This window comes from Corynebacterium sp. HMSC036D03 (genome assembly GCF_001836185.1).
In the GTDB taxonomy this organism is placed as follows: domain Bacteria; phylum Actinomycetota; class Actinomycetes; order Mycobacteriales; family Mycobacteriaceae; genus Corynebacterium; species Corynebacterium simulans.
Genome location: NZ_KV827739.1, coordinates 20,181 through 37,953 on the forward strand (window position 1 = coordinate 20,181; position 17,773 = coordinate 37,953).

Annotated in this window: 15 protein-coding genes and 1 other RNA gene; 4 read left to right on the forward strand and 12 right to left on the reverse strand. The window is 59.7% G+C overall.

Features of this window, described 5'->3' with window-relative positions; all coding sequences use genetic code 11:
• Positions 1–16: 16 nt before the first annotated feature.
• On the reverse strand, positions 17–1,465 hold the full coding sequence (thrC, locus tag HMPREF2692_RS06955; protein ID WP_070456118.1) for a threonine synthase: 1,449 nt from the start codon (positions 1,463–1,465) through the stop codon (positions 17–19).
• A 38-nt stretch (positions 1,466–1,503) separates the two neighbouring features.
• Between thrC and HMPREF2692_RS06960 the strand changes: the two genes are divergently transcribed.
• Positions 1,504–2,805 carry an MFS transporter gene (locus HMPREF2692_RS06960; RefSeq protein WP_061923739.1) on the forward strand — a complete coding sequence of 434 codons (1,302 nt, stop codon included), beginning with the start codon at positions 1,504–1,506 and terminating at the stop codon, positions 2,803–2,805.
• Here HMPREF2692_RS06960 and HMPREF2692_RS06965 read toward each other — a convergent pair.
• The 6 genes from HMPREF2692_RS06965 to HMPREF2692_RS06990 form a co-directional block, all read right to left on the reverse strand.
• On the reverse strand, positions 2,802–3,521 hold the full coding sequence (locus HMPREF2692_RS06965; protein WP_070456094.1) for an AAA family ATPase: 720 nt from the start codon (positions 3,519–3,521) through the stop codon (positions 2,802–2,804). The genes HMPREF2692_RS06960 and HMPREF2692_RS06965 overlap by 4 nt on opposite strands.
• A gap of 9 nt (positions 3,522–3,530) precedes the next feature.
• Complete coding sequence (locus HMPREF2692_RS06970; protein ID WP_070432644.1) at positions 3,531–3,749, reverse strand: hypothetical protein; 219 nt, start codon at positions 3,747–3,749, stop codon at positions 3,531–3,533.
• Positions 3,750–3,865: 116 nt separating this feature from the next.
• Positions 3,866–4,291: a hypothetical protein gene (locus HMPREF2692_RS06975; protein ID WP_061923745.1), complete on the reverse strand. Its 426-nt coding sequence runs from the start codon at positions 4,289–4,291 to the stop codon at positions 3,866–3,868.
• Between the two features lie 33 nt (positions 4,292–4,324).
• Positions 4,325–4,684, reverse strand: a complete 360-nt coding sequence (locus HMPREF2692_RS06980; RefSeq protein WP_061923747.1) for a hypothetical protein — start codon at positions 4,682–4,684, stop codon at positions 4,325–4,327.
• A 59-nt stretch (positions 4,685–4,743) separates the two neighbouring features.
• Positions 4,744–7,815, reverse strand: a complete 3,072-nt coding sequence (locus HMPREF2692_RS06985) for a bifunctional [glutamine synthetase] adenylyltransferase/[glutamine synthetase]-adenylyl-L-tyrosine phosphorylase (protein ID WP_061923750.1) — start codon at positions 7,813–7,815, stop codon at positions 4,744–4,746.
• Positions 7,816–7,837: 22 nt separating this feature from the next.
• Positions 7,838–9,169 (reverse strand): glutamine synthetase family protein, encoded by a 1,332-nt coding sequence (locus HMPREF2692_RS06990; protein ID WP_070456096.1) that lies wholly within the window; start codon positions 9,167–9,169, stop codon positions 7,838–7,840.
• A 181-nt stretch (positions 9,170–9,350) separates the two neighbouring features.
• On the opposite strand from HMPREF2692_RS06990, the gene HMPREF2692_RS06995 reads away from it, so the two are divergent.
• Together HMPREF2692_RS06995 and HMPREF2692_RS07000 are read left to right on the forward strand one after the other, a co-directional pair.
• Positions 9,351–10,436: a DUF2786 domain-containing protein gene (locus HMPREF2692_RS06995; protein WP_062043853.1), complete on the forward strand. Its 1,086-nt coding sequence runs from the start codon at positions 9,351–9,353 to the stop codon at positions 10,434–10,436.
• Positions 10,437–10,532: 96 nt separating this feature from the next.
• Complete coding sequence (locus tag HMPREF2692_RS07000) at positions 10,533–12,299, forward strand: CYTH and CHAD domain-containing protein (protein WP_070587736.1); 1,767 nt, start codon at positions 10,533–10,535, stop codon at positions 12,297–12,299.
• A gap of 9 nt (positions 12,300–12,308) precedes the next feature.
• Here HMPREF2692_RS07000 and HMPREF2692_RS07005 read toward each other — a convergent pair whose 3' ends face one another.
• Positions 12,309–12,494, reverse strand: coding sequence for a hypothetical protein (locus HMPREF2692_RS07005; protein WP_070587739.1), 186 nt, complete (start codon positions 12,492–12,494; stop codon positions 12,309–12,311).
• Positions 12,495–12,695: 201 nt separating this feature from the next.
• Between HMPREF2692_RS07005 and HMPREF2692_RS07010 the strand changes: the two genes are divergently transcribed.
• Positions 12,696–13,964 (forward strand): galactokinase family protein, encoded by a 1,269-nt coding sequence (locus HMPREF2692_RS07010; RefSeq protein ID WP_070587742.1) that lies wholly within the window; start codon positions 12,696–12,698, stop codon positions 13,962–13,964.
• Positions 13,965–13,987: 23 nt separating this feature from the next.
• Here the strand turns inward: HMPREF2692_RS07010 and HMPREF2692_RS07015 are convergent, their stop codons facing one another.
• From HMPREF2692_RS07015 to HMPREF2692_RS07030, 4 genes are all read right to left on the reverse strand, one after another.
• Entirely contained in the window at positions 13,988–15,391 is a 1,404-nt protein-coding gene (locus HMPREF2692_RS07015; RefSeq protein WP_061923766.1) for a ribonuclease catalytic domain-containing protein, read from the reverse strand.
• A 27-nt stretch (positions 15,392–15,418) separates the two neighbouring features.
• An RNA gene (gene rnpB / locus HMPREF2692_RS07020) (RNase P RNA component class A) lies at positions 15,419–15,859 on the reverse strand.
• A 15-nt stretch (positions 15,860–15,874) separates the two neighbouring features.
• Positions 15,875–17,053, reverse strand: a complete 1,179-nt coding sequence (locus tag HMPREF2692_RS07025) for a bifunctional RNase H/acid phosphatase (protein ID WP_061923769.1) — start codon at positions 17,051–17,053, stop codon at positions 15,875–15,877.
• On the reverse strand, positions 17,053–17,766 hold the full coding sequence (locus HMPREF2692_RS07030) for a zinc ribbon domain-containing protein (protein ID WP_061923772.1): 714 nt from the start codon (positions 17,764–17,766) through the stop codon (positions 17,053–17,055). The genes HMPREF2692_RS07025 and HMPREF2692_RS07030 overlap by 1 nt, the downstream gene beginning before the upstream one ends.
• Positions 17,767–17,773 lie beyond the last annotated feature (7 nt).

Sequence of the window (17,773 nt, forward strand, 5' to 3'; positions counted from 1 at the left end):
ATGCTCCTCTGGGGTGCTATTTCACGTCGGTCTGTGCGATGGAGCTGCGAATGAAGTCTTGGACTGCAGCGACGTCATTGGGCAGATCCGTGACATGCCTTTGCACATCCATGATGCCAGCAAAACGCTCCGGGACTGCTGGCTTGGTGCCGATAGCCTCGACGATGGTCTCGGAGAACTTCACCGGCAGGGCGGTCTCCAGGCAGATGATCGGGGTCTTGATGTCCTCTTCCTTCTGCACCTGGCGGGCGACCTTGATGCCGTCCGCGGTGTGCGGATCCACCAGGTAGTCATAACTTTCCTTGACCGATGCAATGGTGGCCAGGCGGTCCGCATGCGTGGAGGAACCAGAAGTAAAGCCATACTCATCCCGGGCTGCACGCAGTTCCTCAGTGCTGAGCTGGAAACCGCCCTCCTTCAGCTTGGGGCCAAAGAGCTCCGCGGTGCGCGAGGCATCACGGTCAAGCAAATCGAAGACGAAACGCTCAAAGTTCGAGGCGCGGGAGATATCCATCGACGGCGAGGAGGTCTTGAAGGTCTCCTCCGCCGGGCGCGGACGGTAGTTGCCGGTGCGGAAGAACTCATCGAGCACGTCGTTTTCGTTGGTGGCGACGATGAGTTTGTCGATGGGAAGCCCCATCGAACGGGCGATATGGCCGGCGCAGATATCACCAAAATTGCCGGTGGGCACGGAGAAAGAGACCTTCTGCTCGTTGTCAGAGGTGACCTTCAGGTAGCAGTTGATGTAGTAAATGACCTGCGCCATAAGGCGTGCCCAGTTGATGGAATTAACGGCGCCAATGCGGAATTCCTTCTTAAATCCGGCATCATTGGAGGTTGCCTTAACCACATCCTGGCAATCATCGAAGACACCGTCGAGCGCGATGTTGAAGATATTCGGATCATCAAGGCCGAACATCTGAGCCTGCTGGAAAGCAGTCATGCGGCCCGCCGGGGTCAGCATGAAGACGCGGATTCCGGTGCGCCCGCGCATGGCATATTCCGCAGAAGAGCCAGTATCGCCCGAGGTAGCGCCCAGGATGTTGAGGGTTTCATCGCGGCGGCCCAGCTCGTACTCGAAGAGCTCGCCGAGCAGCTGCATGGCCATGTCCTTGAAGGCAGCGGTAGGTCCTTCGGAGAGGTGGCCGATGAAAAGGCCATCACCCAGCGCGGTCACGGGGACAATTTCCTCGCTCGCGAACTTAGGATGGGTGTACGCGCGCTGCGCGATGGCCTCCAGATCATCAGTTGGAATATCATCCACGAAAAGCTTGAGTACTTCTGCCGCAAGCGCCGCGTAGCCTTCCTCAGCGAGCAACTGACGCCATTCATTGAGCACAGCGCCGTTTAGTTGCGGATAGGATTCCGGCAGGTAAAGGCCGCTGTCAAGGGCAAGCCCACCTAAGAGAATATCGGTAAAAGAAGCAGGCTGACGGTTAGCGTCGCGCGTAGAAATGTACTTCACCCCCTGCATCATAGTCGGGCACGCGTAAAGTATCAGCCATGTCTGTGCCAAATCCACGGGAAGTTGTGACCACCAAAGCCTTATCCATTTGGGTTGCCGCGATTCTTGTCTACATCGTGGCGATTACCGGGCGCACCTCTTTTGGTGTGGCGGGGCTGGAAGCGATGGAGCGTTTCGACGTCGATGCCTCTCGCATTGCGGTCTTCACCTCAGTGCAGTTGGGTATCTATGCGTTCGCACAGATTCCTACGGGTGTGCTCATTGATAAGTATGGTCCTCGCAAACTGCTCGTTATTGGCGCTGTCATCATGGGCGTGGGGCAGGTAGCACTGGGCCTAACCACAAATTATTGGATGGCTATTGCCGCTCGGCTTTTGATTGGCGCGGGCGACGCCACGGCCTTCTTATCCGTGATGCGCATCCTGCCATATTGGTTCCCTTTGCACCGCACGCCAATGTTTACCCAGGTGACCTCGTCGTTGGGTCAGCTCGGCCAGTTCGTCTCCGCTATTCCTTTCGCTGCGCTTTTGGGGTGGACCGGATGGACCACGGCCTTTGTAGCTTTGGGTGCGGCGGGCATTCTCATCGCACTAGCTGCGGCGGTTGCCGTAGCGGACACGCCTGAAGCTCTAGGCATCATCGAAACTCCCGCCGAGCAGCCCAATTCGCAGGCGCATTCCTTGGCCACCAGACTGGCCATGGTGCTGCGTTCCCCCGTTGCATGGCAGGGATTTTTCATCCACTTCTGTGGCCTTTTGGGTGCGACTGTATTTGTCATGTTGTGGGGAATGCCGTTCATGACGGAGGGACTAGGAATCTCCAAGGTACAGGCCGGAACGGTGCTGACCTTTTATACGATCTGCATGTTTGCGTTAGGACCAATCCACGGCAAGATTTCCTCGCGTGCGCAGGGTTTCCGCGACTGGATGGCGCTGTTTTTCACGACACTCAACATAATGTCGTGGACGGCTTTCTTCCTCTGGGGCAACAGCTTCTTCAGCCTTTTCATCCTCATGGTGGCTATTTCGTTTTGCTCTCCGTGCTCGAACTATGGCTTCGACATCGTGCGCGAGAACATGGAACGCAGTGTGGTGGCCACGGCAACAGGCTTGGCCAACATGGGTGGATTCATCTCTTCGATGGTGGCAGCGCAAATTTTTGGCATGGTGCTCGATAGCCGTGGCCACGCTCCACACTACGAACTGGGCGACTTCCACGCGGCCGCTGTAACTTCCCTCATCATTTGGCTTGCGGGCATGCTCGGCGTAGCTGTCACGCACTTCCTGCGCAAGCGCGGCGGAGGCACTGGCCCGAAGGTCAAGGTTGTCAGCGTCTCCTAGGTAATCAGGAACTTTATCGTTTCCTCTGGCGCCTCCAAGAATTCCCGGGTAGCCGCCACGGGCTCGGCGGCGTCGAAGGAAATCCTCTCGAAACCGGCGTCGCCAAGCTCGACGATGTCCGCGCCCGGCACGGCAAGCAAAATCGGCGAGTGCGTGGCAATGAGGAACTGGGCGCCGCGTTCTGCGGCTTGATGAATTTCGGCCACGAGCGCCATCTGCCGCACGACGGACAATCCGGCTTCGGGCTCGTCAAGGATATAAAGCCCGCGGCCGTCGATATGCTCGCCCAGCACGTCGAAGACAGACTCGCCGTGGGAGCGGTGCTCCAAGTCCACCTCGCGCGGCAAGGTATTACGCCCGGCGCGCTCGTCTGGGCTATTAGCCGCCTCAAGCACGGACTCATGCGTTTCGGCGCGTAAGAAATAGCCACGTTGTAGATTCTCGTCGAGCTTACAGTTCAACCCCGCGGACAGGCCGCGAAAAGGCGCGCGGATGCGCTTGGCGTCGTCGTAGCGCCCGCCAAAGGGCGAAAAGCGCAGACGCAGCGCGATTGCTTCTAGAAGCGTGGACTTGCCCGCCCCGTTTTCACCCACCAAGCAGGTCACGGGCGAGGTGAACTCGAAGTAAGGCAGGTCCTGCAGGTATTGCACCATGGGCAGCTGGAGCAGGTAGCTATCCAGTTCCTGTTTCTTTATCGAGACGGAGCGCAGCAACATACTCGCCCACTATAGGCCGGGATGGAAGCTACGCAACGCTTCCCCGAGTTCCTGGCCGGGCTCCTTCAACGGGCTTTGCGAAACTTCATCAGAGTTAATGGGAATTTCCGCACTGGATTCTATCGGCATGGCATTGACCGCATAGGAAACGCCGAGTCCGCCAGTGACCGGAATTGCTACGGCCAATGAAACGCCGATCGCGGTGCCAAGTTTCTCGCGCCAGTTCATGTTCCTCCTCCACACGCAATGCGTTATGCATTCGTTATATTTACGAGGATTACATTAAGTCTGGCACCTGCCAGATGCTTCGCGTGAGCCTGCACGGCACCTGTGTGTTCCTGTGATTACTGCGCTGGGGAACTTTCCGCGACGATGGTATCGACGGCCGGGTTGACCAGGCCCAGATCAAAGGCCTTGAGGATAACGGCGGCCTCCTCATCATTGAGGACGCCTTGCTCGATTGCTTTGCGCAAAACCTGGATCATGGTTCCGCGGGACTCGGAGCGATTCGCGGATTCGAGCATGTCGCGCGGCATCGACTCGGGGGGAATGCCAAGCGCTTCAGCCAGCGAGTACATGCGCTCTTCATCGATATTCGACGGCGCTGCCGAATTGTCATTTTGCAGCACACCGCCACCGATGGCCTCTGCCACGGTCTGCGCACCAGCCGGTGGATTATCTCGAGTGGTGGCAAACACGCCAATGCCCAGTGCGAGGATAGCCAACACGGCCACAATCGCCCACACGGCGACGATCTTATTGCGGTACACAGTTTTGAAGTCTAATCCTGGCTAAGAGCGGTTCTAAATACTTGGGCCGAAGTTACCAAATGAGCTGCCGCCACGTGGTGGGTCGAGACGCTCAGAAAGAATATCGATGACAGAGCGAAGTGCATTATCGCCCAAGGTGCGCTCCCACGCGCTGCGCGGCTGCTGGGAATGACGCGGAGCCTGCGGCTGCGTTGGTTGTGTGGTGGCTGGTTCATCTGCCGGGGCGTGAATATTTTCTTCTGGCCTCGGCTTCGTGATGCTTACGCGAAGCTGCGCGTCTTCCAGCTCTAGCGCGTCGCTGCCTGTGGCCCCGGCTGCCCGAGCGGCGGCTAGGAAGGCCTCCAAGTCAGCCAAGGTGGCGGTGGTGATATCAAGCGACAAATTCAAAGACATGGCTTTCTCAATTCTTTAAGCTCAATGCTGGGACAGTTTTCATTCTCTGCCTTCCCAGCCTAGGCATTTTCGTGCTCGAAGGTCTCCGCCTCACCCCAGAAGACCTCGTCGACCACCTTGCGGGCATGCCGCGTGGTCTTGAGATAGGTATCCAGGAATTCCTGGTTGTCCTCCGGTGCCCAGCCGGCAGCACCGGCCACCTGGGCCAACTGTGGTCCCGGCGTCGGCAGCTGATCCACGCGCTTGCCGCGCACGAGCACCAAGGCATTGCGGGCGTCGGTTGCCAGCAGCCAGGCATCCCGCAGCACCTGAACCTTCTCCGGCGGAATCAGCTCGTGTTTTTCCACCGCGTCCAGCACGCGCAACGTCGAAGGATCGTGGAGGTCCGGGTAATCATGGGCATGCATCATGGTCAAAAGCTGTACGGTCCACTCGATGTCGGACAACCCGCCGCGCCCCAGCTTGGTATGGGTGTTGCGATCAGCACCGCGCGGCAGACGCTCGTTATCCACGCGAGCTTTCATACGACGAATCGCGCGCAAGGTCTTTTCGCTAACGCCATCATCGGGATAGCGGAAACCATCGACCATAGCTAGGAACTTCTCCCCCACGCTGCGATCGCCAGCGACGAAGGCCGCACGCAGCAGCGCCTGCATCTCCCAGGCCTCGCCCCACTCGCGGTAATAACGCTCATAAGAGGCAATCGTGCGCACTACGGCACCGGAACGGCCTTCTGGGCGCAGCCCCAGGTCAACGTCGAGCGGCGGATCGCCGGAAGGTTTAGAAAGCCGACGCCGCAGCTTATCGACGATCCCGATTGCCCACTTGACCGCTTCCGTCTCGTCTGTACCCTCGCTAGGTTCGGCCACCACGATGACGTCGGCGTCAGAGCCAAAGCCCAGCTCCATTCCGCCCAGGCGCCCCATACCGATGACGGCGATGCGTGCGGGCGGTTCCTCTTGCGCGGCGTCGCCAAGCCAAGCACGAATCTCCGCGCGCAGCGCTGCCTCCAGCACGGCATCCCAAATCGTGGATAGTTCGTAACACACCTGCTGCACTGACATAAATCCGAGCAAGTCCGCCGCGGCAATGCGCGCTAATTCCACGCGGCGCAAGCTACGGGCCACCGCCACCGCCTTGTCGGGGTCTGCATGACGCTTGGTGGAATTAACCAACGCCTTCGATACCTGCTCGGGCTTGGTTTCCAGCAGCTTCGGGCCCGAAGCGCCGTCGGAGAGCTGCTTGACGACGTCGGGAGCGCTAATGATGAGGTCCGAAGCAAAGGGCGAGGTGCCCAAGATGCTCATTAGACGCTGCCCCACGATGCCTTCGTCGCGCAGCATGCGCAGGAACCATTGCCGGTCATACGCAGCCTCAGAGAGCTTGCGATAGTTAAGCAGGCCCATATCTGGGTCTGCGGTCGAGGAAAGCCAACCCATGAGCGTAGGCAGCAAGATGGCTTGAATCCTAGCTTTTCGCGACGTGCCCGCAGCCAAGGAGGTCAGGTGCTCAAAGGCGCGGTCGGGATAGACATAGCCAAGTGCTGCCAGCTGCAGCTTTGCCGCCTCCGGAGAAAGCTTGAGCTCGTCGGCGGACATGGAGACCACCGAATTAAGCAGCGGCCGGTAGAACAGGCGGGAGTGGAGATCCTGAATTCGCAAGCGCGTGGTCTTCAGGTACTGGTCCAAGCGCTCGGCGGCGGACTTATTGCCCTGCGGGGTGAACCCGGAGATGATGGCAAGCCATTTAAGGGCCTGCTTATCATCGGCGGGAGGCAAGACGTGAGTGCGGCGGAAGCGCTCAAGCTGCAGACGGTGTTCTAGCAAGCGGAGAAACTCATAGGCCTCGATCAACTGCGTGCCATCTTCACGCCCCACGTATCCAGCGCTGACCAGGGCGGTGAGCGCATCCACCGTAGAGAGAACGCGCAGGGTCTCATCGGAGCGGCCGTGCACCAGCTGAAGCAGCTGCACCGCAAACTCGACGTCGCGCAGCCCGCCCTCTCCCAGTTTCAGCTCGCGTTGCCGCAACTCTTTTGGCACATTATCCAGCACGCGGCGGCGCATGGCTTGGACATCTTCCACAAACGAATCACGCTGGGATGCGGTCCACACCATAGGACCGATCTGGGCCAGGTAATCCTCGCCGAGCGGCAAGTAGCCGGTCTGTGGACGTGCTTTGAGCTGAGCCTGAAACTCCCAAGTCTCTGCCCACCGCTTGTAATAAGCAACGTGGGATTCCAAGGTGCGCACCAGCGCGCCGGACTTTCCCTCGGGGCGCAGGTTGGCATCGACTTCGAAGAAGGAGGCCGAGCCGATTCGATTAAACTCGGAGGCCACCCGCGTAATCTTCGGCGTAACGACGTCGGATAAGAAGATGACATCGACGTCGGAAATGTAATTCAGCTCGCCAGCTCCGCACTTGCCCATCGCCATGACTGCCAGTTTCGCGTCGACGGGGTCGTCGCCGTAGACGTTGCGGATGGCGACGGCGAGCGCGGCAGTAAGGGCGGCGTCGGCAAGCGCAGTCAAAAGCCGCGTGACAACCTGGAACTCCAAGCGCGGCTGCGGCGCAGACTGCCCCTTGCGGGAGAAAAACGTACCCGCAAGATCATGAGCGGCGATGCGCATCATGAGCGTGCGATAGGTGGACTTAAGCACCGCCTTGTGGTCCCCTGCGGCGGCTCGGTAGGTGCCGGCCGTGTTCAAATCCGGCGTGGCTGTATCGGGGCGTTCCTCTTGCGCGTCCTCGGTAAAATCTGCAGGTTGAGCGCCCACTGCGCCAAGAATCTCCTGCAGCATCTCAGTTGGCGTGGGCAAGGGCTTGGCCAGCTCCCGCCACAGCTCGGGATTAGCAGCCAAGTGATCACCAAATGCTGTCGACGCCCCGAGCAAAGCTAAGGTGCGCACGCGCAATTCCTCGCTGCTACGCAGCTGCCCATCGAGCTCGGGAACAGCCTCATACATGCGGATTAGCGTGTTCAGCGCAAGGTCCGGATCACCCGAAGCTGCGAGCGTCCACAAAAGCTCTAGCGACTCGGGATTATCCCAGCCCAGTTGTTCAAGATCTTTAGCTGCCGTCGCTCGAGTAAGGCCTAGGGTGGCCGGCGAGGGAACTGCAATAGGGCGCATCAAAATCCTTTAAAGTGCCTAACTAGTAGTTGAGGTTGAGCTCAAAGCTGGTGATTTGCTGCTGATAGGAGTGCCATTCATCCCACTTGGCACGCAAGAAATACTCGAAGACATGCTCGCCTAGGACTTCCGCCATAAACTCCGACTTTTCAAACTCACGCAGGGCCTGGTCCAAGCTGACGGGCAGGTCGCGGTAGCCCATAGCGCGGCGCTCGCGGCGAGTGAGCTGATGGACATCGTCCTCTGCGGGATCGCCCAACTCGTAGCCTTCCTTGATGCCACGCAGGCCTGCTGCCAGCAAGACGGCATAACCCAAGTATGGGTTCATCGCAGAATCCAGCGAACGGATCTCCACGCGACGCGACTCCGCCTTGCCCAGACGGTAGGTAGGCACGCGGACGAGCGCAGAACGATTCGAAACGCCCCAGGTTGCTGAGCCCGGCGCCTCGTTGCCGAACATCAAGCGCTTATAGGAATTGGTCCATTGGTTGGTCACAGCAGTCAACTCAACGGAGTGCTCCAAAATGCCCGCAATGAACTGCTTGGCGGTTTGGGACAAGGAAAATTCATCGTCGGGATCGTGGAAAGCATTGTGCTCTCCTTCAAACAGGCTCAAGTGGGTGTGCATGCCAGAACCTGGCAAGTGTTCAAAAGGCTTCGGCATGAACGTGGCCTGGACTTTTTGGTCAGCAGCCACCTGTTTTATGACGTGGCGGAAGGTCATGATGTTATCGGCCATGGTCATCACGTCGGCATGGCGTAGATCGATTTCCTGCTGGCCCGGCGCGGTCTCATGGTGGCTAAATTCCGTGGCAATACTCAAGGCCTCTAGCGCCGACATGGAGTGACGGCGGAAGCTCGGCGCGCGGTCATGGGTGGCTTGGTCGAAGTAACCGCCATTGTCCGTCGCGATGAGATTTGTATTATCCGGCGATTGCTCCAGCAGGTAGAACTCGATTTCTGGTGCAGCCATGCAGGTAAAGCCCTCATTGGCGCTTTCGGTGACCTGGCGACGCAGGATATGGCGCGGATCCACCATGGAAGGCTGGCCGTCTGGTTGGGCAATATCGCAGAACATGCGCGCCGAAGCAATCTCCGGCTCATCTTGGTCGAAAGGCATGATCTGAAAGGTCGAAGGATCTGGCAGGGCGAGAGTATCCGACTCGGCGATGCGGGAAAAACCTTCGATAGATGAACCGTCGAAACCTACGCCCTCCTCGAATGCTGATTCCAGCTCGGAGGGGCTCATGACAACGGACTTGAGTGCGCCCAAGATGTCGGTGAACCACAGGCGGATGAAGCGAATATCGCGTTCTTCGACTGTGCGGAGGACGAATTCATGTTGGCTGTTCATGCTCTAAACCTTACCTGCGATACACGCGTAAATTGCGCACTCTATTAGACACTACTTTGGGCGGCGTTTGACCATTTCAGCAAAGTATCTCGGGGGCAAAAGGTGGGGGCGATGCGTGGAAGGGATGTCTGGGCGGCGTGCTTTGCTGAACACACATTCGAACACAGCCGAGAGGAAAACCATGTACCAAGACACTGACCACTCCCACCGCGCTCTCCACAACGAAGCTCTCATCAACGCTGTCTGGGCCGCCGAGAAAGGCTGGGCACCGGCCGATATCCTCCACGTTCTAGGTCCTAAGGTCCATCCCCTGCTCTATCGCGCCGCACCACGCGTCCCGGCGCGCATTTCTTCGCCGGTACTGCGCAAGCAATGGCTGCAATTAGCGCCACCACGTTCGGGCTCGCTGATTCTCCCGGAGGAAACACTTCGCAAGCTAAGCCTGGAGCTGTTACGACTGCCTAAGCTGCGTGATACTGAGCTTTTGGTCGCGGCCGCGAAGGACCGCCAAGCGGATATTGATCCGAAGCAAGCGAAGATTCGCGAGAAGATAAACAACCTCCTGCGCAAGGCGGAATCCACTCCCTTTGAGAATGAAGCGGATGCGCTCATTGCCAAGGCGCAGTCCCTGCAACAGCGCTACCGTGTGGAAGATGTGTTTGCTGGGCACGCTCCAGATTTCCTTGCTCGGCGCGTGCATATCCACGCCCCGTATGTAAAGCACCAAGCGAGTTTGCTGGGCGTTGTGGCCTATCACAATGGTTGCGCCTCAATCCTCGCGCACGAAAAGGGCATCGCCTGCGTTGTTGGCACGGCGGAAGATTCCGCGCATGTGGCCCAGCTCTTCGATTCCTTGAGCCGCCAATGCGACTGGTACATGCGCTCCGGAGACGGTGCGGCCCAGGCGCGCAGCCGCGGCGAGACCGCCGCCTACCGCCGTAGTTTCTGGTTGTCCTATGCCGCCCGCATCTCGGAGTTGCTCGATGAAGCTAACTTCACCGGAATGTCTGAAGCAGCAGATGCCCGTACGGCAGAAACCGGCAATGAGGCCGATGGCCGCAGCCTTGCCCGGCAGGCAATCCCGGCGCTGTATGAGCGCCAGGTTGGTTCCGAGGAAGCCCGCAACCGCTTGTTCCCTCACCTTTCCGCAATGACGCTTTCTGCCAGTAGTTGGGCCGGGGTACACGATGGTGCAAGTGCGGCTGAAAAATCGCATCTTGCAGGCGATTCCATAGGCTCAAGCAGCCAGCGGCAGATCGCCAGTTAACGTCTGGAAAGCCTGCCCCATTAACCTACGCTGACGGGTAGGCTTTCGTTTAGTAACTCTTCTTTCCTTAAATACGTATTGATTAAAGGTGTGTGCATGTCTACGAAGACTTTCCTCGAAGTCGAAGCAAAGTTCGCAGTCGCTGAATCCATCCAATTGCCTGAGCTCACCCGGCTCGCTGGCGTGGACCACATCGCTGAAACCCACCACCACGCACTTTCTGCCATCTACTACGACACCGAAGACCTGCGTCTGACCCATGCAAAGATCACGTTGCGTCGTCGTACGGGCGGAAATGATGATGGCTGGCACATTAAGATTCCGGGCAGCCAAGGCCGAACGGAGATTCATGCCGAGCTCGGCGAGCCAGTAGATGGCCGTTACGAGGTCCCAGCAGAGCTTCTCCACGAGGTTCGCTCCGTTATCCGCAATCACCCGCTTGCCCCCATCGCCCAGGTTGATAACAACCGTACTGAGATGGTTCTTGCTAACGCCGAGGGAAAACCGGTTGCTGAATTCTGCGATGACCACGTCACCGCTTTCTCCTTCCTGCAAGGAGGCGGTCAGCATACCTGGCGTGAGTGGGAAGTGGAGCTCGCCGGCGACCTACCAGGCACCAATGAAGGAAGCCGCTTCATCCGCGAAGCCACGTCCCTCCTCATCGGCGCCGGCGCACGCGTTTCCTCCTCCCCGTCCAAGCTGAAGTCCGCTTTGGGCGATTCCATCCGCAACGCGCCCCTTCCTCCAGCACTGCAGACTTCGAGCGTGGAACCGGATTCCGCTGCCGCCGCGGTGGTCAGTGCGCTGGAGGCGAACCGTGACAAGCTCGTCGACTACGACCCCCGCGTCCGTCGCAACGAATGGGATTCTGTCCACCAGATGCGCGTGGCTACCCGCGAGCTGCGCAGCCACATTCAAACCTTCCACGGCATTGTCGTTGGCCCGGAAATCGAGCGCATCGAATCTGAGCTAAAGCTTCTCGCCGGCATCCTAGGCGTAGCACGCGACGCTGAGGTTGTTGAAGAACGCTGGCAGAGCTTGCTTGCCTCCGAAGATTCCGACACATTGGACGAGGCAACGCGCGAGCACATCTCACGCGACATGGGCACCGCATACCGCCGCGCTCACCGCCACGTGGTTGCCGCACTCGATTCGGAGCGCTACTTGGAGCTGCTGGATTCGCTTGATGAGCTACTAGCCAACCCACCAGTAGCACAGGACTCCGAGGAAGCGCCTGCAGATGATGCCGAAGAGACCGAAGACGCCACAGTAGTTTCCACCGTTACTCCAGCTGCAGAAGCCGCGGACGCTGCTGAGGCCTCGGGTTCGGAAGAGACCGCCCAAGAAGCAGAGGCTACGGACACCGCGCCGAAGAAAAAGAAGGACGCTGCCGCCAAGAAGCAGGAAGCTCCGTCCATGGACCAGGTCATGGCGATGCACCTCAACGAGGCGTACAAGAAGCTGGTCAAGCGTCATGAGAAGGCAATCAAGAACTGGGATAACCCAGAACTATCGCTGCACGAGCGTGAGGATTACTTCCACGACATGCGCAAGGCCGCTAAGAAGCTGCGTTATGCAGCAGAGGCTGCCGGTTCTGCGACGAACCTAAAGACCAAGGGCCTGTACAAGGCTTGCAAGCAAATGCAATCGGTCTTGGGTGATTTCCAAGACTCCGTCACTTCCCGTGACAAGCTCCTAGAGCTGGCCAACACCGCTCGCCGCCGCGGTGAAGACACTTTTGGTTACGGCCTTCTTTACCAGCGTGAACGCAATATTGGCCTCGAAGCACTTGACGATTATGCCGAATCCTTCAAGGCCATCAAGTCCGCGTTCAAGCCGCTGAGCAAGAAGCTCAAGAAATAGGATCGAGTCTTAAGCGTCATCTTCCGCGTCGTAAGCATCAGCGGCTTCGTTGCGAGCCTTCGCAATCTCGATAGCGTGCTCTGCTTCCTCGCGGGTGGCGTACGGGCCCATGCGGTTATCCCAACTGCTTTCAGCGCCCTGGGTTACCTTGCCGGTGGCGGTGTCGTAGTACCACTGCTCATCTGGGTTGCTCATAAAAGGCTCCTTTTCTTAACTAGCCCTTCTGCTGCTACTGTCCGCACCCCATGTTGCGGGTAGCGGTGGCCGGCGGCCACACTAGGGTGTTTAAGGGGTGCCACCACTTTACAGGCACATCCCAATAGGCGTCTGGCGCGTAAACGCTAGACTATGAAAGTCCAAAGTCCCCCAAAGCAGCACCAAGGAGTTCCTCGCACCATGCCGATGTGGTCCACGCCTTCTTCCCCCGCAGCGGAGCGAATCAACGCTGCCCACCTCGAACTAGTAGGCACGGAACCAGCACACTGCGCTAGTGCGCCCGCTACTTTCTCGCTCATTGGCGAGCACATTGACCACTTTGGTGGCGTCGCCATAATGGGCTTAGCACAGATGCGTGCTGCCGCAGCGGTTAGCCCACGTACCGACGGCACCATTGCGGTTCACCTTGTTCCGCACGAGGGCGAGACCATCAACGACGCCATCAGTCTCACCGAACTGGCATCCCGTGCCGCAGAGCAGCTGCCGTCAATAGATTCTGAGGGCCAGCCCATCATCCCGGCGGCTCCGGTCGGTGGCTTCGCAGCCCGTTGGGGCGGCATCGCACACACCATGATTAACCGCCAGCTGCTTTCTCGTGAAACCGCCGGCATGGACGTCACGGTGGTTAGCGATATTCCTTTCGCAGCCGGTCTTGGTGCGCTTGCCGCGGGAGATGTCGCTGTAGCGTTAGCGTTGCTCGGTGATGCCGAAGATCTTCACTCCGCTCCCCTGCGCGCACGCATCGCCGATGTCTGCTCCCAGTCGGTCGGCACCTTCGGCGAATACCCCGCCCTGCGTGCCCGCCACACTGCCGCGCTCCGAGGCGTGGGCGAGACAGTAACAATCGTGGACTACGCGGATGGCTCCGTCACCCAGGCGCCCCACCCAGTTACCCGCGAGATTGCCGCGTTTGCTGTTACCGTCCCCGGCGATTTCGATGCCACACCAGGCATCGCCGCGATTCGCCAGCGTGAGCGTTTCATCGATGATGCCTGCCATGCTTTCGGCGCTGAGTCGTTGCGGCTTTTGCCCGACGCATCCCAGCGCGTGCTGGATTGGCTGAAGGCAGTTCACAAGGTACATGGCTCGGCCAACCAGCCCACCTTGGCCGAAGCCGCCGAGTGGTTGGTGTTCTATTCGGAAGAAACCGAGCGCGCCCAAGAGCTCGCCCGCGCCCTGCGTTCGCGCCGCGGCACCGATCTCTTCCCGCTGCTTAACCAGTCGCAGCAAGCACTAACCACGGTTTATAGCCTGCACTCCGCGGAAAAGATTGCCGAGCTAGCCACGGTGCGCGGCGCACGCTCTGCGCGTTCAGCACACGCTGGTACTTCCCAGTCTGTCATCGCTTTCGTGCCGGCGGCCAAGGCCGATAACTTCGCAGCGGACCTCGCCGAGGACGGATTGCTGGTGGTTCCACTGCTCGACGGCGAGCAAGCTAATACCTTCTAGCCACAGCAGCGAACTAACCACAACTAATCAGCAGGCCACGCAAAAAGCACGTCGCGCTCTGCCACGTCAGCTTTGACCAGAGAGAAGTTAGACTCACTGCCCGTATCTGGGTGCCCGACAGCCTCCGCAAATACCGGAGGTTGCGTCACAAAGATGCGGGCTTTCTCACGCGTTGGCCCACCCTGGACCACGATCGCTTCAAAGTTCGTGCCCACCCATGGCTCGAGAACGGTTGCCTCTGTCAGGTTCAGACAGGCTTTATCCACTTGGGAGGCCAGCTGCGAGGTCGTGGCCATCGTGCGAGTTAAGTCCCCAGCGCGCGAACTAACCCACTCCGGCACAGATTCGCCGTGTGCGAGCGCGAGGCAGACCTCCGTGGCGAATCGATCCGCCAACCGCCGCAGCGGCGCAGTCACATGCGCGTAGTAGCCGCCGATGCCCGCGTGTACCTCCGCGGGCGATTCCTCCAGCCACACGTAGCCGGCACCGCGCAGCAGGCGCTGCGCTTCCCGCATTGCGGCCATGCCCCGCGGCGAATCCGCATCGAGTGTTTGCAGGAACTGAGTAATCGAGGCGTCGTCAAGCGAATAGCCCAAGGCCGCAACCTCAGTGCGGAACTCCTCCTCAGCTTCCGCCGTGGCCGCAGGCAGCGTGCGCAGCAACCCCACGCCGTGCTTTTCCATCAGCTGCCCCGCGCACATCCCGGTCAGCAGAGAAATCTCCGAGTTATAGTCCATGACCTCGTACCGCGGCTCAATGACCAGTTCATAGCGGTGTTGGCAATCTTCCTCGAATTCCTCGACACTCTGGGAAGGAAGCCGCAGATTAATCGCCTCCCGGCGCAGCGAGGAAGCCTGCCGCAGCTTTCCTACTTGCGGCAACAAAGCAATCGAGGAATGCATGCTGCCCGCTGCCAGATCCGCGTGCACGCCTTCATAATCCAGCCGCGCCCTCGAGCGCACCAATGCTCGCGCCAAAGTAAAGTCCAGAACCTCGCCCGCCCCATCGAGGTCGATGGTCCACAACACGGCCGGGCGATCCACGCCCTCCAGCAAGGAGGCCTTGTCCTCCGACAACACCGTGGGATGCAAACGCGCTGGTTCATCGGGCAGATATATGGTCTGCCCGCGGCGGAAGGTCTCCTCCTCCAGGGCGCTGCCGGGCTCGATGAAAGCCGCGACGTCGGCAATAGCGTAATACACCCGGTAGCCATCCATGCGCGCCTCAATGCACACGGCTTGGTCCAAGTCTTTGGAGCCCAATGGGTCGATGGTAACCAGCGGGATATCACGCGCATCGCGGCGCAAGGTGGCGAAACGATCCTGCGCGGCCGCGGCCGCCGCACACAGTTCCTCACTAAAGTCGGTGGGCACACCGAATTCGGCGGCGACGGAGCGGAAATCTAATGGGGCGGCATAGAGTTTCATGCCACCCCATTGTTCCAGAAAAATGGGCGAATGAGTCGACGCATAAGCCGGATTCTGTCTTCCCGCACGCATCAAGCGTGCGGCGGTGAACATCCATCTAGACCAACCGTTGCCAGTTGGTTCAAGCAGCTACCTTCAGGCTAAAGCGAGCAGCCTTCGAACGCCTGATCAAGCCCGCAAAAATGCCGGCCATGATGCCTTGCTCCCAGTGGGGTTTACCCAGCCACCGCCATCACTGACGGTGCTGGTGAGCTCTTAACTCACCGTTTCACCCTTACCTCACGAATCTTCGTACGACGAGGCGTAGCGAAGTCGTTCGGCGGTCTACTTTCTGTTGCACTTGCCCGCGGGTCGCCCCGGGTTGCCGTTAGCAACCACTGTGCTCTGTGGAGTCCGGACTTTCCTCGTCCCCCGCCTTGCCCCTCGTGGAGGTTGGTTCGGAAAGGACGCGTTCACCCGGTCGGCTCATTCGCGCGTTACAGTCTAGCCCAGTGACTGCAAATGGCCCACATCGTTGAAACCGCGCAGCATCGAGCCGCCGTCCCAGAATTCCGCAATGCTTATCGACGCCAAGTCCAAAAAGAGGCGATTAAAAGTCACCGGACCTGCGTCCAAGCTCTGCCTGATAAAGGACTTGATGGGATTGACATGCGAGACCACCACGACGGTCTTGCCCGCATACTTTTCCTGCAACTCCTGGCGGGTCTTGCGCACGCGGCGGTGAACCTGCTGCAAGGACTCGCCGCCGGGGCAGGCCACGGAGGCATCCTCTAGCCACTGGCCGTGCAGCTCGCCATCGGCAGCGTGGGCCTCGGCGAAGGTCTTGCCTTCCCACAGCCCGAAGTCGACCTCGATTAAGCCCGCTACGGTTTCCACCTCAAGAGCATCTTTATCAGCTCCGGCCGGGCGCACGCTGCGCGCAATCGCCTGTGCGGTCTGCTGGCAGCGCTTGAGTGGTGAGCAGACGATGGCATCGACTGGCGTATCGGCCAGCGCCTGGGCAGCTGCGAGTGCCTGTTTGCGGCCGAACTCGGTCAACTCTGGATCGGCATGGCCTGAGTACTGCTTGGCCACCGACATCGCGGTTTGTCCGTGGCGAACCAGGATGAAACGCGTGACCGGGCCTTGCTCGGCCATCCAATCGCTGGGCTGGCTCGCAGCGGCCGGCTCTCCCGGTTCCACACTGGCGGTCTCCTGCACCGCAGGAGCCTGATCCGCCTGCTCAGTATCGCCGACAAAACCCACCGGCTCGCCCGCGGCGGCGGCATCCATCGCCACGTTCGACAACGCATCCGCGACCTTGTTCTTGGCACGCGGCACCCAGCTCAGGTTGAACGTGCCGATTTGGTCGATGAGTTTGCGCGCCTCCAACGCCAGGGCCTGCATGTCTGGGTGCTTGATCTTCCAGCGCCCGTTCATCTGCTCGACCACGAGCTTAGAGTCCATGAAGAAATCAACTTCGTCGGCGCCTAGCTCCACCGCGGCCTCGAGCCCACGCAGCAAGCCGTGGTACTCGGCCACGTTATTGGTGGACTTTTTACCTACGACATATGCGATTTCGCGCAGCAGCTGCTGGCGGTCGGCGGAATAGACAGCGGTGCCGGAACCCGCGATTCCCGGATTGCCACGGGAACCGCCATCGGCATAAATAACCAGCTTCATTAGGCCGGGCGCACCAGGTAGGAGCCGCAATCGCCGCACTGCGGCAGGACCTCGGTTGGGGCGTTACGCACCGCATTCTGCTCTGCCGGCGGCAGCACGATGAAGCAGCCACCACATGCGCGCCCCTTGAAGGCCGCCGCACCGACACCGTTTTCGTGGCGCACGGAATCGTAGCTATCCAGGACGTCGGCAGGCAGCTGCTCGCGCAGCTCCGCAATGCGGATTGCCGGATCCGGGCGGTTATCCACTGCCTCCTGCGCCGCCTCCGCAGCACGCGCGAGCTTTTCCAACTTGCGCTGGGACTCATCCACACGCGCACCGTGCACGTCGCGGTTCGAGCGCAGCGCGTGAATCTCATTGTGAGCTTCCTGCAGCTCGCTCATCAAGTCTGCGATGCGCGACTTTGCCGCATACAGGTCATGCTCCAAGTCCTTGCGACGCTCCGGGTCAACCTCGGCTCCCAACTGGGCCTTATCGTCGCGCTCGCGCTGGCGCAGCTTGCGCTCATCGGCCTGGATACGCAGGATTTCCATCTCCATGTCGTCGACGGCGAGTTGGGCGGAACCGGCGGCGTCGACAAGCCGCTTGTGCTCAAGCTGTGCCTTTTCGTACTCCTGCTGCTCCGGAATGGTCTTTTCTCCCGTAACGCCCTGGGAACGCTCGAGGTTGGCAAGTTCCAGCAGGACAGGCTGCAGTTGCTTCGACAGTTTCATTTAGTTC

What these genes read in the sequence shown, in the direction of transcription:
- HMPREF2692_RS06960 (WP_061923739.1), top strand. Translation starts at nt 1,504, where the DNA reads ATGTCTGTGCCAAATCCACGGGAAGTTGTGACCACCAAAGCCTTATCC.
- HMPREF2692_RS06965 (WP_070456094.1), bottom strand. Translation starts at nt 3,521, where the DNA reads ATGTTGCTGCGCTCCGTCTCGATAAAGAAACAGGAACTGGATAGCTAC.
- HMPREF2692_RS06970 (WP_070432644.1), bottom strand. Translation starts at nt 3,749, where the DNA reads ATGAACTGGCGCGAGAAACTTGGCACCGCGATCGGCGTTTCATTGGCC.
- HMPREF2692_RS06980 (WP_061923747.1), bottom strand. Translation starts at nt 4,684, where the DNA reads ATGTCTTTGAATTTGTCGCTTGATATCACCACCGCCACCTTGGCTGAC.
- HMPREF2692_RS06985 (WP_061923750.1), bottom strand. Translation starts at nt 7,815, where the DNA reads ATGCGCCCTATTGCAGTTCCCTCGCCGGCCACCCTAGGCCTTACTCGA.
- HMPREF2692_RS06990 (WP_070456096.1), bottom strand. Translation starts at nt 9,169, where the DNA reads ATGAACAGCCAACATGAATTCGTCCTCCGCACAGTCGAAGAACGCGAT.
- HMPREF2692_RS06995 (WP_062043853.1), top strand. Translation starts at nt 9,351, where the DNA reads ATGTACCAAGACACTGACCACTCCCACCGCGCTCTCCACAACGAAGCT.
- HMPREF2692_RS07000 (WP_070587736.1), top strand. Translation starts at nt 10,533, where the DNA reads ATGTCTACGAAGACTTTCCTCGAAGTCGAAGCAAAGTTCGCAGTCGCT.
- HMPREF2692_RS07005 (WP_070587739.1), bottom strand. Translation starts at nt 12,494, where the DNA reads ATGAGCAACCCAGATGAGCAGTGGTACTACGACACCGCCACCGGCAAG.
- HMPREF2692_RS07010 (WP_070587742.1), top strand. Translation starts at nt 12,696, where the DNA reads ATGCCGATGTGGTCCACGCCTTCTTCCCCCGCAGCGGAGCGAATCAAC.
- HMPREF2692_RS07015 (WP_061923766.1), bottom strand. Translation starts at nt 15,391, where the DNA reads ATGAAACTCTATGCCGCCCCATTAGATTTCCGCTCCGTCGCCGCCGAA.
- HMPREF2692_RS07025 (WP_061923769.1), bottom strand. Translation starts at nt 17,053, where the DNA reads ATGAAGCTGGTTATTTATGCCGATGGCGGTTCCCGTGGCAATCCGGGA.
- HMPREF2692_RS07030 (WP_061923772.1), bottom strand. Translation starts at nt 17,766, where the DNA reads ATGAAACTGTCGAAGCAACTGCAGCCTGTCCTGCTGGAACTTGCCAAC.